Origin of the sequence: Streptococcus pseudopneumoniae ATCC BAA-960 = CCUG 49455 (assembly GCF_002087075.1) — a bacterium.
Taxonomy (GTDB): Bacteria; Bacillota; Bacilli; order Lactobacillales; family Streptococcaceae; genus Streptococcus; species Streptococcus pseudopneumoniae.
In genome coordinates this window covers 1-13,322 of the sequence record NZ_MWSM01000039.1, presented here as the reverse complement: position 1 = coordinate 13,322, position 13,322 = coordinate 1, and the positions used below count along the sequence as shown (strand labels likewise).

Genomic DNA, 13,322 nt, shown 5'->3' with positions numbered 1-13,322 from the left:
GTGATAAAGTCGGGATTATAACATAGATAGACGGGACTATCCAACAGAGGGGAAAAATTTCAAATAAGCGATTAGCTTTCTTCTGAAGAAAAGCTTTCTTTTACGAATAAATAGATAGAAGCATCAAATCTAGCAAATTAGATTAAAAAATGTGCTATAATAGAAGGAGGAGAAGGATGATTCTAAGACATCCGGGCATTAGCCCGACCAACGACTTGGTTGCTAAGAAAATTTTTAGCAATCCAGAAATCACTTGTCAATTTATTCGCGATATGCTGGACTTGCCAGCAAAAAATGTGACGATTTTGGAGGGAAGTAACATTCACGTCTTGCCTTCCCTGCCCTACTCGGCGCAGGATTTCTATACCAGTATAGACGTCTTGGCGGAGTTGGATAATGGCACTCAAGTAATCATTGAAATCCAAGTCCATCATCAGAATTTTTTCATCAATCGTTTATGGGCTTACCTGTGCAGTCAGGTCAATCAAAATCTTGAAAAAATTCGCCAGCAAGAAGGCAATACTCGCCAGAGCTACAAACACATCGCACCAGTATACGCTATTGCAATTGTGGATAGTAATTATTTTCAAGATGATTTGGCTTTCCACAGTTTTAGCATGCGAGAGGACACGACAGGTGAGGTCTTAACCATCACAAATAACGGTCAGGAAAACCATCTGGTTAAGATGGCTTTCTTGGAACTAAAAAAAATACAGAGAAACCAGCAAAGACAAGGTTCGTAAACCATGGTTAGAGTTTTTCGGGAATAAACCCTTTACCCAGCGCCCCGAGCGAGCCATCAGCCAAGCAGATCAACTGCTGGACTACAAGAGTTGGTCCGAGGAGGATAAGAAAATGTTTAGTGAACAACGCAGGCGAGAAGAACAAGCCATGTTAGCACAGGACTATGCCTTAGAAACTGCTAGGGCGGAAGGAATTGAACAAGGACTGGAGCGCGGTCTTGAACGTGGGCGAGCTGAGGGCATTGAACAGGGAATTGAACGTGGACGAGCTGAAGGCATCGAACAGGGATTAAAAGTAAGTTTAGCAAATCTAGTTCGTCAAGGTCTTCTAACACCTGAGGTTGCGAGTGAGCAATTAGGCATGACTGTGGCTGAGTTTGAAGAACTATTGAAAGAGCATCATAAATAAGACCTAAAAAATACAGAGAAACCAGCAAAGACGAGGTTCGCAAGCCGTGGTTGGAGTTTTTTGGCAACAAGCCCTTTACCGAGCGAGTCATCAGCCAAGTAGACCAACTGCTGGATTAAAAATTAGGAAATATCGTGTAGAAAATAGTAACAGATTTTATCTCTTTGTGGGATGAAGTCTGTTTTTTTGTATGATGGGCAGGTCCTACATCTGAGTGGCAAGTTCTCCGTAGGTATCCGCTATTGGTTAATGCATAGCATATCTGAATGAAATAAGAACTAAACAAATCAGTCAGGAAAGTCAAAGTAATTTCTATTATAGTAGATTGAAACTAGAATAGTGCGCCTCTACTTCTAAAACATTGTTAGAAATCGATTTGACTGTCCTGATCGAATCGTCCTATTCTTATTTCATTTTACAATATAAAAGAAATAAATACGGCTGACTATCCTGATTTTTATAATCAAGCGATTACTGAAATAAGAAATGGGATAAAATAGATAGAGATGTTACATAAGAAATTGTAAGAGGTCTGTTCCCTCTTGATAAAATGACTCTCGCACCCAAAATAGCATCATATTCGGTGCAAAGGAGGTGCGATAGATGAACGATAAGCAGGAAATAGTAAACAGGATAGAAAATTTTGAATCGAATCAAGTTTTTATAGCAAATGATTTCTTTGAAATTGTAGGATATGAAACTGTTCGTAGTACATTAAATCGTCTTGTAAAAGACAAAAAGGTTACTCGCATTTTGAAAGGTATTTATTATAAACCAAAATATATAGAACTGATTGGAGAGTATGCAATGGCCTCTGTGGATGAAGTTGCTGATGCTATTGCTAGAAAATATAATTGGACCATTGCTCCATCGGGAAACACAGCCCTTAATTTACTTGGTCTATCTACGCAGGTACCAGCAAAATGGATCTATATATCAGATGGAAGATATGCCAGTTTTAATGTTGGTAAGGCAAGAATAGAATTTAAGCATAGAAATAATGGAGATATTTCAAATATGTCAACCTTAACTGCAATGGTGATACAATCTGTCAAGGCAATGGGGAAAGAGAACATTACTTCTCAGCGGATTGACTACTTACGGAAAAAATTATCTGAAGAAGAAAAGTCAACATTACTAGCTGAAGGTAAAACTACAAGTGTCTGGGTATATAGTATTATCAAGAAAATATCAGAGGTATAGGGATGTTTGAGGATAAATCGACTGGGAAAAATAAATCAATTTCTCAGAATGTTTTTAGAAGTGACGGTGTCTATTCTAGCTTCAATCTACTAGAAATTCCATAGATAGAAAACTAGATGGTTCCTATAGATAGGGCTGATCTAGTTGATGTGAGATGCTTTGGCTTGCTAGAGGAATTGTGGATTGCCAAACTGTATCATTGAAATTATTGCTTAAATTTGTTATGATATAAATATGAATAAAAGTAGACTGGGACGTGGCAGACACGGGAAAAAGAGACATATATTATTGGCTTTGATTGGTATTTTAGCAATTTCTATTTGCCTATTAGGCGGATTTATTGTTTTTAAAATGTATCAGCAAAAAAGCTTTGAGCAAAAGATTGAATCGCTCAAAAAAGAGAAAGACGATCAATTGAGTGAGGGAAATCAGAAGGAGCATTTTCGTAAGGGACAAACCGAAGTGATTACCTATTATCCTCTCCAAGGGGAGCAAGTGATTTCGTCTGTTAAGGAGCTGATAAATCAAGATATTAAGGACAAGCTAGAAAGTAAGGACAATCTTGTTTTCTACTATACAGAGCAAGAAGAGTCAGGTTTAAAGGGAGTCGTCAATCGTAATGCGACGAAACAAATCTATGATTTAGTTGATTTTAAGGTTGAAGAGACTGAAAAGACCAGCCTAGGAAAGGTTCACTTAACAGAAGATGGGCAACCTTTTACACTTGACCAACTGTTTTCAGATGCTAGTAAGGCCAAGGAACAGCTGATAAAAGAATTGACTTCCTTCTTACAGGATAAGAAATTGGAGCAAGACCAGAGTGATCAGATTGTTAAAGGTTTCTCCGACCAAGACTTATCTGCATGGAATTTTGATTATAAGGATAGTCAGATTATCCTTTATCCGAGTCCTGCGGTTGAAAATTTAGAAGAGATAGCCTTACCAGTATCTACTTTCTTTGATGTTATCCAATCTTCGTACTTACTCGAAAAAGATGCGGCCTTGTACCAGTCTTACTTTGATAAGAAACATCAAAAAGTTGTCGCTCTAACCTTTGATGATGGTCCAAATCCAGCAACGACCCCACAGGCATTGGAGACTCTAGCTAAATATGGTGTTAAAGCCACTTTCTTTGTGCTTGGGAAAAATGTTTCTGGGAATGAGGACTTGGTGAAGAGGATAAAATCTGAAGGTCATGTTGTTGGGAACCATAGTTGGAGCCATCCGATTCTCTCGCAACTTTCTCTTGATGAAGCTAAAAAGCAGATTACTGATACTGAGGATGCGCTAACTAAAGTGCTGGGTTCTAGTTCCAAACTCATGCGCCCGCCTTATGGAGCTATTACAGATGATCTTCGCAATAGCTTGGATTTGAGCTTTATCATGTGGGATGTGGATAGTCTGGACTGGAAGAGTAAAAATGAAGCAGCTATTTTGACGGAAATTCAGCATCAAGTAGCTAACGGCTCTATCGTTTTGATGCATGATATTCACAGTCCGACAGTCAATGCCTTGCCAAGGGTCATTGAGTATTTGAAAAATCAAGGTTATACCTTTGTGACCATACCAGAGATGCTCAATACTCGCCTAAAACCTCATGAGCTGTATTATAGTCGTGATGAATAAGCAAGAAAAAATAGGTCTGTCAGATATGTGATAGACTTATTTTTTACAGAAGATAGTACTAATTAGCAAAAAAATTATGCTATAAATGATAAATAAAATAGAAGGAGAAGCATATGAATACCTATCAATTAAATAATGGAGTAGAAATTCCAGTATTGGGATTTGGAACTTTTAAGGCTAAGGATGGAGAAGAAGCCTATCGTGCAGTGTTAGAAGCCTTGAAGGCTGCTTATCGCCATATTGATACGGCAGCTATTTATAAAAATGAAGAAAGCGTTGGTCGTGCCATTCAAGATAGCGGAGTTCCACGAGAGGAATTGTTCGTAACTACCAAGCTTTGGAATAGTCAGCAAACCTATGAGCAAGCTTGTCAGGCTTTTGAAGAGTCTTTAGAGAAGCTGGGCTTGGACTATTTGGATTTGTATTTGATTCATTGGCCGAACCCAAAACCGCTCAGAGAAAATGACCAATGGAAAATCCGAAATGCAGAAGTTTGGAGAGCGATGGAAGACCTCTATCAAGAAGGGAAAATCCGTGCTATCGGTGTTAGTAATTTTCTTCCCCATCATTTGGATGCCTTGCTTGAAACAGCAAAAATTCTTCCGGCGGTCAATCAAATCCGCTTGGCGCCAGGTGTCTATCAAGAGGAAGTTGTAGCTTACTGTAGAGAAAAAGGAATTTTATTGGAAGCTTGGGGACCTTTTGGTCAGGGAGAACTGTTTGATAGCAAGCAAGTCCAAGAAATCGCAGCAAATCATGGAAAGTCTGTTGCTCAGATAGCCTTGGCCTGGAGCTTGGCAGAAGGATTTTTACCGCTTCCGAAATCTGTCACAGCGTCTCGTATTCAGGCTAATCTTGATTGCTTCGGAATTGAACTTAGTCATGAGGAGCGAGAAACCTTAAAAGCGATTGCTGTTCAGTATGGTGCTCCACGAGTTGATGATATGGATTTCTAGAAAATCATAAAAAGAATTGTACATTATTCTAATTTTTGATATAATAGTCAGCAGGAAAGAAAGTCTTATGGCGTTCTTCAAGCGAGCTTGGGATAGTGGGAGCCAAGTAGGGCAAAATAAAGAACTGGCGCTTTCTGTCGTATTTTCAAAAACAATGAAGTAATAAATTAGGGTGGAACCGCGTTTCTGACGCCCCTAGGTTAAATCAACCTAGGATTGTTGGACGCGGTTCTTTTGCTTATTCAGTCTATTGTGTGAAAGAAAGGAGAGACGTGGAAAACCTTTATCTTGTAAAAGACGATAGTCAACTAGCTACATTTCGTGATTTTGTAGTAAGAAATACTGAAAAGTTGAAAGATTATCAATCTTTTTTAAAGAATGAACTTGCAGTCTGTGATTTACCGCAAGCCGTTATTTGGTCAGATTTTAATGCTGCTACACAGATTATTAGGGAAAGCGCTGTTCCAGCCTATACAAATAATAGACGAATGGTTATGACGCCTGATTTAGCTGTTTGGAAAGAGTTATATTTGTATCAGTTGATGGACTACAAGTGTTCTCAGCAAACTCAAGCAATAGAAAGTCACTATCATTCTTTATCTGAAAATTTCCTCTTACAGATTGTAGGACATGAGCTAGCTCATTGGTCGGAGCATTTTTTAGATGATTTTGATGGTTACGACTCTTATATCTGGTTCGAAGAGGGGATGGTTGAATATATTAGTCGCAAGTATTTCTTGACAGAAGAGGAATTTCAAGCGGAAAAAATTTGTAATCAATCTCTCGTAGAACTTTTTCAGAAGAAGTATGGTTGGCATTCACTGAATGATTTTGGTTCTTCGACTTATGATAAGAACTATGCAAGTATTTTTTATGAATACTGGCGCAGCTTTTTGACAGTAGATAAGTTGGTAGAAAATTTAGGTAGTGTACAAACGGTCTTCGATTCTTATTATCTATGGGCAAATACAGATAAAACTCTTCCCTTGTTAAATTGGTTTGTTCAGCAGAAATTAATTGAAAAAGAAATATAAAAACTAAAGGAGTAAACAATGTCTAAAAAATTGACTTTCCACTGCGTCAGTGGCAGAAACCTCCTTATAGTCGGACTGCCCCACGCTCAGCACTAGAGTGCCTGAGCTAGACGCAGTACTAACTCGTCTTGCCTCGTATGATCGACGAGGCAGACTGGTGTCGCAAGAAATCATTTTTTATTAAGGAGTATTCAATGTCTAAGAAATTAACATTTCACTGCGTCAGTGGCAGAGACCTCCTTACAGTCGGGCTGCCCCACGCTCAGCACTAGAGTGCCTGAGCTAGACGCAGTACTAACTCGTCTTGCCTCGTATGATCGACGAGGCAGACTCGTGTCGCAAGTAATTTATAAAAAAGGAGTAAACAATGTCTAAAAAATTGACTTTCCAGGAAATCATCCTTACTTTACAACAATTTTGGAATGACCAAGGTTGTATGCTTATGCAGGCTTATGATAATGAAAAAGGTGCGGGAACCATGAGTCCTTACACTTTCCTTCGTGCTATCGGACCTGAGCCATGGAATGCGGCTTATGTAGAGCCATCACGTCGTCCTGCTGACGGTCGTTATGGGGAAAACCCTAACCGTCTTTACCAGCACCACCAATTCCAAGTGGTTATGAAACCTTCTCCGTCAAACATTCAAGAACTTTACCTTGAGTCTTTGAAAAAATTGGGAATTAATCCGTTGGAACACGATATTCGTTTCGTTGAGGACAACTGGGAAAATCCATCTACTGGTTCAGCTGGTCTTGGTTGGGAAGTTTGGCTTGATGGGATGGAAATCACCCAGTTCACTTATTTCCAACAAGTTGGTGGATTAGCAACTGGCCCTGTGACTGCGGAAGTTACCTATGGTTTGGAGCGCTTGGCTTCTTACATTCAAGAAGTAGACTCTGTCTATGATATCGAGTGGGCTGATGGTGTAAAATACGGAGAAATCTTTATTCAGCCTGAGTACGAACACTCAAAATATTCATTTGAAATTTCAGATCAAGAAATGTTGCTTGAAAATTTTGATAAGTTTGAAAAAGAAGCTGGTCGTGCATTAGAAGAAGGCTTAGTTCACCCTGCCTATGACTATGTTCTCAAATGTTCACATACCTTTAACCTGCTTGATGCGCGTGGTGCCGTATCTGTAACAGAGCGCGCAGGCTATATCGCTCGTATCCGTAACTTGGCCCGTGTCGTAGCCAAAACCTTTGTCGCAGAACGCAAACGCCTAGGCTACCCACTTTTGGATGAAGAAACAAGAGCTAAACTCCTAGCAGAAGACGCAGAATAAAGAGAGTGACAAATTACGAAAATGGGCGAACAGAGTGAGCCCTGAGCCAGTTGCCGCAGTGATGAAGGTATCCTTAGTGAAACTAAGGATACTAGGCAAAATTGGAGACTTTTGGCTCCAATTTTAGCAATGAAACAACGAAGTTGGTTGCTTGCGTGCCAATCACATAAGGCAAACTGGAAAATAAAAAGATACTTTTCGGAGAAAAAACATGACAAAAAACTTATTAGTAGAACTCGGTCTTGAAGAATTACCAGCCTACGTTGTCACACCAAGTGAAAAACAACTAGGAGAAAAAATAGCAGCCTTCCTCAAGGAAAACCGCTTGTCTTTTGAAGCTATTCAAACCTTCTCAACACCACGTCGTTTGGCTGTTCGTGTAACTGGTCTTGCAGACAAACAGTCTGATTTGACAGAAGATTTCAAGGGTCCAGCAAAGAAAATTGCCTTGGATAGTGATGGAAATTTCACCAAAGCAGCTCAAGGATTTGTCCGTGGAAAAGGATTGACTGTTGAAGATATCGAATTCCGTGAAATCAAGGGTGAAGAATATGTCTATGTCACTAAGGAGGAAGTTGGTCAAGCAGTTGAAGCCATTGTTCCTGGTGTTGTAGATGTCTTGAAGTCATTGACTTTCCCTGTCAGCATGCACTGGGCTGGAAATAGCTTTGAATACATTCGTCCTGTTCACACTTTAACAGTTCTTTTAGATGAAGAAGAGTTTGATTTGGATTTCCTTGATATTAGGGGAGAGCGTGTGAGCCGTGGCCATCGTTTCTTGGGACAAGAAACCAAGATTCAGTCAGCCTTGAGCTATGAAGAAGACCTTCGTCGTCAGTTTGTAATTGCAGATCCACGTGAACGTGAGCAAATGATTGTTGACCAAATCAAGGCAATCGAAGCTGAGCATGGTGTAGGTATCGAGATTGACGCTGATTTGCTGAATGAAGTCTTGAACTTGGTTGAATACCCAACTGCCTTTATGGGAAGTTTTGATGCTAAATACCTTGAAGTTCCAGAAGAAGTTTTGGTGACTTCAATGAAGGAACACCAACGTTACTTTGTTGTCCGTGATCAAGATGGTAAACTCTTGCCAAACTTCATTTCTGTTCGTAACGGAAACGCAGAACATTTGGAAAATGTCATCAAAGGAAATGAAAAAGTCTTGGTAGCCCGCTTGGAAGACGGAGAATTCTTCTGGCGTGAAGACCAAAAATTGGTGATTTCTGACCTTGTTGAAAAATTAAACAATGTCACTTTCCACGAGAAGATTGGTTCCCTTCGTGAACACATGATTCGTACGGGTCAAATCGCTGTACTTTTGGCAGAAAAAGCAGGTTTATCAGCGGATGAAACAGTTGACCTAGCTCGTGCAGCAGCCATTTACAAGTTTGACTTGTTGACAGGTATGGTTGGTGAATTTGACGAGCTCCAAGGAATTATGGGGGAGAAATATGCCCTTCTTGCTGGTGAAACTCCAGCAGTGGCAGCTGCTATTCGGGAACACTACATGCCTACATCTGCTGACGGCGATCTTCCAGTGAGCAAGGTCGGTGCAGTACTTGCTATTGCAGACAAATTAGATACGATTTTAAGTTTCTTCTCAGTAGGTTTGATCCCATCAGGTTCTAATGACCCTTATGCCCTTCGTCGCGCGACCCAAGGTGTGGTTCGTATCTTGGATACCCTTGGTTGGCACATTGCTATGGATGAACTGATTGATAGCCTTTATGCTTTGAATTTCGATAGTTTGACTTATGAAAATAAGGCAGAAGTGATGGACTTTATCAAAGCTCGTGTTGATAAGATGATGGGATCTACTCCAAAAGATATCAAGGAAGCCGTTCTTGCAGGATCAAACTTTGTTGTGGCAGATATGTTGGAAGCAGCAAGTGCTCTCGTAGAAGCAAGCAAGGAAGAAGACTTTAAACCATCTGTTGAATCACTTTCTCGTGCCTTTAACTTGGCTGAGAAGGCAGAAGGGGTTGCTACAGTTGATTTAGCTCTCTTTGAGAATGAAGAAGAGAAAACCTTGGCAGAAGCAGTAGAATCACTCGTTTTGTCAGGGACTGCCAGTCAGCAATTGAAACAGCTCTTTGCGCTTAGTCCAGTCATTGATGCATTCTTTGAGAATACCATGGTTATGGCTGAAAATGAAGCAGTCCGTCAAAATCGTTTGGCAATCTTGTCTCATTTAACTCAAAAAGCAGCTAAGCTTGCTCGTTTTAACCAAATTAACACTAAATAAACTCAGTCAAGCGGAGTTTATCTTATCATAAAGGAGAAGAAATGGATCCGAAAAAAATTGCTCGTATCAACGAGCTTGCTAAAAAGAAAAAAGCAGAAGGATTGACACCAGAAGAAAAAGTGGAACAAGCCAAACTACGTGAGGAGTACATCGAAGGTTATCGTCGTACTGTTCGTCACCATATTGAAGGAATCAAAATTGTGGACGAAGAAGGGAACGATGTTACACCAGAAAAACTACGCCAAGCCCAACGTGAAAAAGGTTTACATGGCCGTAGTCTCGATGATCCAAATTCTTAATATGTATTCTTTCTTTTTTAAAACTAAATGACTATAACATGAGATTTCCTTTCTCTTTTTACATAATACAATTTTAAAACTCCATTGAAACAGTTGTCTCTATAGAGTAGGAATTCCTGAAGAACAGCTTAGGTGACCTTCTTTATCGATGAGGATGGCTTCGATGCCCTCAAAACTTTCGACTTGCCAGAGGATAGAAGCATGTCTTTCTCCAAAGAGTCGAGTCGTTCAGATTTCGCCATCGACTGATTTATCAGAGATGATTGTTAGACTCGCTAGTTCCGTTTCAACAGGATATCCTGTTTGATTAGACTTCCTGCGAAACAATATATGGTAGAATAGTTCTATGAATTATGAAGCAAGTAAACAACTAACTGATGCACAATTTAAGCGCCTTGTTGGTGTTCAGCGTACCACTTTTGAAGAGATGTTAGCTGTATTAAAAACAGCTTATCAACTTAAACACGCAAAAGGTGGACGAAAACCTAAATTAAGCCTAGAAGACCTTCTTATGGCCACTCTTCAATATGTGCGAGAATACCGCACTTATGAACAAATTGCGGCTGATTTTGGTATTCACGAAAGCAACTTAATCCGTCGGAGCCAATGGGTTGAAGTAACTCTTGTTCAAAGTGGTGTTACGATTTCAAGAACTCCTCTCAGTTCTGAGGACACGGTAATGATTGATGCGACGGAAGTAAAAATCAATCGCCCTAAAAAAAAAGAATTAGCGAATTATTCTGGTAAAAAGAAATGCCACGCTATGAAGGCTCAAGCGATTGTCACAAGTCAAGGGAGAATTGTTTCTTTGGAGATCACTGTGAACTATTGTCATGATATGAAGTTGTTCAAAATGAGTCGCACGCAAACTCCACGTAAATCCAGCAAACTCAAGCTGCTAACAGCTGAAGATAAAGCCTGTAACCATGCGCTATCTAAGGAGAGAATCAAGGTTGAGAATATTTTTGACAGAGTATAGTAGATTGAAACTAGAATAGTACACCTCTACTTCTAAAACATTGTTAGAAATCGATTTGACTGTCTTGATCGATTTGTCCTGTTCTTATTTCATTTCACTATAAAAACGTTTAAAATGTTTTCAACAACCTATCGAAATCATCGTAAACGCTTCGGATTACGAATTAATTTGATTGCTGGTATTATCAATCATGAACTAGGATTCTAGTTTTGCAGGAAGTCTAGTAGTAAAATAAACTAAAAATCTGTTGCATAATAATGATAAAAACGATATAATGAAAGCGTCTTCGATATTGATGATATAAAATCATTAAAAATTAGCAAAAATCGTTTAATTAGTTAGTTTATAATCTATTGGTCTTCTTCAGTCCAGTGTATCTGCTAAGACCGTTCTTAAAAGTTATCGCTATGATTGGAATACCTACTATAGGTATAGTATGAATTACCACAGATATGGATATATTGTCATTCCGGAATGGTCTTCTTATTATAGCTATTCTGAGTATAAAGTTGGCGGAGGCTGGAACTACGATCGTTATGAGGTAGTAAACCATTACAAAGGAGGCTATTGATCCTTAAAGAGTGAGAAAAAGGAGGACTGGATATGTTACAGCTTACTCATGTGACCTTAAAAACGCGACAAGTCATCTTACAAGATGTAGATTTCACCTTTGAAAAGGGCAGTATTTATGGCGTTCTTGCTATCAATGGCTCTGGAAAGACGACCCTGTTCCGCACCATTAGCAACTTAATTCCCATAAGTAGTGGACATATCGCAGCTCCTCCTTCTTTATTTTATTATGAGAGCGTTGAATGGCTGGATGGAAACTTAAGTGGGATGGACTACCTTCGTCTTATCAAAAACATCTGGAAGTCAGGTCTGAACTTGAGGGATGAAATTGCCTATTGGGAAATGTCGGACTATGTCAGCCTTCCCATTCGCAAGTATTCCTTAGGCATGAAGCAACGCTTGGTGATTGCCATGTATTTCCTCAGTCAGGCCAAATGCTGGCTTATGGATGAGATTACAAATGGCTTAGATGAGTATTATCGACAGAAGTTTTTTGATAGGCTAGCACAAATCGATAGACAAGAACAGCTGGTTCTTTTAAGTTCCCACTATAAGGAAGAGTTGGTTGATGTCTGCGATAGAGTAATAACCATTCATCAGGGGCAGATAGAAGAGGTTCCGTTATGAAAGATATTAGCCTATTTTTATTAAAGAAAGTTTTCAAAAGTCGTTTAAACTGGTTTATCTTACTTTTATTTGCATCTGTACTCGGTGTTACCTTTTATTTAAATAGTCAGACTGCAAACTCACACAGCTTGGAGAGCGAGTTGGAAACCAGTGTTGTAAAATATGAGAGAATCATCAATGAAAATGAAGTGAAGCTTTCCCAAATGTCTGACACCAGCTCGGAGGAATACCAGAGTGTTAAAAGTAATTTAGACTTGCAAAAAAATTTTTTAACGCAAAAGAAAGAAATTTTGACTTTACTAAAAGAAGGACGATGGAAAGAAGCCTATTATTTGCAGTGGCAAGATGAAGAGAAGAATTATGAAGTTATGTCAAATGAACCGACTGCTAGCTCTGACTTTAAAATGGCGGTTGACCGCCAACGAAAGATTTACCAAGCCCTGTATCCCTTGAACATAAAAGCACATACTTTGGAGTTTCCGACCCACGGGATTGACCAGATTGTCTGGATTTTAGAGGCTATCATCCCAAGCTTGTTTGTGGTTGCTATTATTTTTATGCTAACGCAACTATTTGCAGAAAGATATCAAAATCATCTGGACACAGCTCACTTATATCCTTTTTCAAAAGTGACATTTGCTTTATCCTCTCTTGGAGTTGGAGTGGGCTATGTAACTGTGCTGTTTATCGGAATCTGTGGATTTTCTTTTCTAGCGGGAAGTCTGATAAGTGGTTTTGGACAGTTAGATTATCCCTACCCAATTTATAGCTTAGCGAATCAAGAGCTAACTATTGGAAAGATACAAGATGTGTTATTTCCTGGCTTGTTCTTAGCTTTCTTAGCCTTTATCGTCATTGTGGAAGTCGTGTATTTGATTGCTTACTTTTTCAAGCAAAAAATGCCTGTCCTTTTTCTTTCACTCATTGGGATTGTTGGCTTATTGTTTGGCATCCAAACAATTCAGCCTCTTCAAAAGATTACACATCTGATTCCCTTTACTTACTTGCGTTCAGTGGAGATTTTATCTGGAAGATTACCTAAGCAAATTGATAATGTCAATCTGAATTGGAGCATGGGGATAGTCTTACTTCCTTGCCTGATTATCCTTTTGTTAGTGGGGATTTTATTTATCGAAAGATGGGGAAATTCACGTAAAAGGGAAGTTTTTAATAGATTCTAGCATTTCTATACGGAAAATAAGTAAAAACTAATATAGAGAGGGAATCAACTTGGTTCTCTCTTTTTGATGTGGAAACCAAGCCAAAATACAATGAAAGTTCTATAATGAAGTTAGCCACCCAGCCCTCCTAAAAATTAGATGTTTCAACTAGCTTATAGCTAG

At 39.2% G+C, this 13,322-nt stretch carries 10 protein-coding genes and 4 pseudogenes; 13 read left to right on the top strand and 1 reads right to left on the bottom strand.

Annotated features, from left to right (window positions below; all coding sequences use genetic code 11):
* The first annotated feature begins 176 nt into the window (after nt 1-176).
* The 8 genes and pseudogenes from B4W83_RS08935 (at nt 177) to B4W83_RS08900 (ending at nt 9,803) form a co-directional block, all read left to right on the top strand.
* Nucleotides 177-1,152 (top strand): annotated as a pseudogene (locus tag B4W83_RS08935) (Rpn family recombination-promoting nuclease/putative transposase).
* Nucleotides 1,153-1,755: 603 nt separating this feature from the next.
* On the top strand, nt 1,756-2,355 hold the full coding sequence (locus tag B4W83_RS08930) for a DUF6088 family protein (RefSeq protein ID WP_000998388.1): 600 nt from the start codon (nt 1,756-1,758) through the stop codon (nt 2,353-2,355).
* Between the two features lie 234 nt (nt 2,356-2,589).
* Nucleotides 2,590-3,981 carry a peptidoglycan-N-acetylglucosamine deacetylase PgdA gene (pgdA, locus tag B4W83_RS08925; RefSeq protein ID WP_050543749.1) on the top strand — a complete coding sequence of 464 codons (1,392 nt, stop codon included), beginning with the start codon at nt 2,590-2,592 and terminating at the stop codon, nt 3,979-3,981.
* A gap of 113 nt (nt 3,982-4,094) precedes the next feature.
* Nucleotides 4,095-4,937: an aldo/keto reductase gene (locus B4W83_RS08920; RefSeq protein ID WP_001099665.1), complete on the top strand. Its 843-nt coding sequence runs from the start codon at nt 4,095-4,097 to the stop codon at nt 4,935-4,937.
* A 272-nt stretch (nt 4,938-5,209) separates the two neighbouring features.
* Nucleotides 5,210-5,971 carry a hypothetical protein gene (locus tag B4W83_RS08915; protein ID WP_000429571.1) on the top strand — a complete coding sequence of 254 codons (762 nt, stop codon included), beginning with the start codon at nt 5,210-5,212 and terminating at the stop codon, nt 5,969-5,971.
* A gap of 367 nt (nt 5,972-6,338) precedes the next feature.
* Nucleotides 6,339-7,256 carry a glycine--tRNA ligase subunit alpha gene (gene glyQ, locus B4W83_RS08910; RefSeq protein WP_000038752.1) on the top strand — a complete coding sequence of 306 codons (918 nt, stop codon included), beginning with the start codon at nt 6,339-6,341 and terminating at the stop codon, nt 7,254-7,256.
* Between the two features lie 211 nt (nt 7,257-7,467).
* Nucleotides 7,468-9,504 carry a glycine--tRNA ligase subunit beta gene (gene glyS / locus B4W83_RS08905; protein ID WP_000164729.1) on the top strand — a complete coding sequence of 679 codons (2,037 nt, stop codon included), beginning with the start codon at nt 7,468-7,470 and terminating at the stop codon, nt 9,502-9,504.
* A gap of 41 nt (nt 9,505-9,545) precedes the next feature.
* Entirely contained in the window at nt 9,546-9,803 is a 258-nt protein-coding gene (locus B4W83_RS08900; RefSeq protein ID WP_000371282.1) for a DUF896 family protein, read from the top strand.
* A 99-nt stretch (nt 9,804-9,902) separates the two neighbouring features.
* Here the strand turns inward: B4W83_RS08900 and B4W83_RS08895 are convergent.
* Nucleotides 9,903-10,112, bottom strand: a pseudogene (locus B4W83_RS08895) (FAD:protein FMN transferase); the annotation flags it as partial.
* A gap of 37 nt (nt 10,113-10,149) precedes the next feature.
* On the opposite strand from B4W83_RS08895, the pseudogene B4W83_RS08890 reads away from it, so the two are divergent.
* The 5 genes and pseudogenes from B4W83_RS08890 to B4W83_RS08875 form a co-directional block, all read left to right on the top strand.
* Nucleotides 10,150-10,779: pseudogene (locus B4W83_RS08890) on the top strand (transposase family protein); the annotation flags it as partial.
* Nucleotides 10,780-10,884: 105 nt separating this feature from the next.
* Nucleotides 10,885-10,989, top strand: a pseudogene (locus B4W83_RS13940) (IS5/IS1182 family transposase); the annotation flags it as partial.
* A gap of 145 nt (nt 10,990-11,134) precedes the next feature.
* Nucleotides 11,135-11,353: a hypothetical protein gene (locus B4W83_RS08885; RefSeq protein ID WP_033605204.1), complete on the top strand. Its 219-nt coding sequence runs from the start codon at nt 11,135-11,137 to the stop codon at nt 11,351-11,353.
* A 32-nt stretch (nt 11,354-11,385) separates the two neighbouring features.
* On the top strand, nt 11,386-11,979 hold the full coding sequence (locus B4W83_RS08880; protein ID WP_000939894.1) for an ABC transporter ATP-binding protein: 594 nt from the start codon (nt 11,386-11,388) through the stop codon (nt 11,977-11,979).
* Nucleotides 11,976-13,160, top strand: a complete 1,185-nt coding sequence (locus tag B4W83_RS08875; RefSeq protein ID WP_000652060.1) for a hypothetical protein — start codon at nt 11,976-11,978, stop codon at nt 13,158-13,160. The genes B4W83_RS08880 and B4W83_RS08875 overlap by 4 nt, the downstream gene beginning before the upstream one ends.
* Nucleotides 13,161-13,322: the final 162 nt, after the last annotated feature.

Coding starts and splice junctions, on each gene's coding strand:
- B4W83_RS08880 (WP_000939894.1), top strand. CDS start 11,386: ATGTTACAGCTTACTCATGTGACCTTAAAAACGCGACAAGTCATCTTA.
- B4W83_RS08875 (WP_000652060.1), top strand. CDS start 11,976: ATGAAAGATATTAGCCTATTTTTATTAAAGAAAGTTTTCAAAAGTCGT.
- glyS (WP_000164729.1), top strand. CDS start 7,468: ATGACAAAAAACTTATTAGTAGAACTCGGTCTTGAAGAATTACCAGCC.
- glyQ (WP_000038752.1), top strand. CDS start 6,339: ATGTCTAAAAAATTGACTTTCCAGGAAATCATCCTTACTTTACAACAA.
- B4W83_RS08920 (WP_001099665.1), top strand. CDS start 4,095: ATGAATACCTATCAATTAAATAATGGAGTAGAAATTCCAGTATTGGGA.
- B4W83_RS08900 (WP_000371282.1), top strand. CDS start 9,546: ATGGATCCGAAAAAAATTGCTCGTATCAACGAGCTTGCTAAAAAGAAA.
- pgdA (WP_050543749.1), top strand. CDS start 2,590: ATGAATAAAAGTAGACTGGGACGTGGCAGACACGGGAAAAAGAGACAT.
- B4W83_RS08930 (WP_000998388.1), top strand. CDS start 1,756: ATGAACGATAAGCAGGAAATAGTAAACAGGATAGAAAATTTTGAATCG.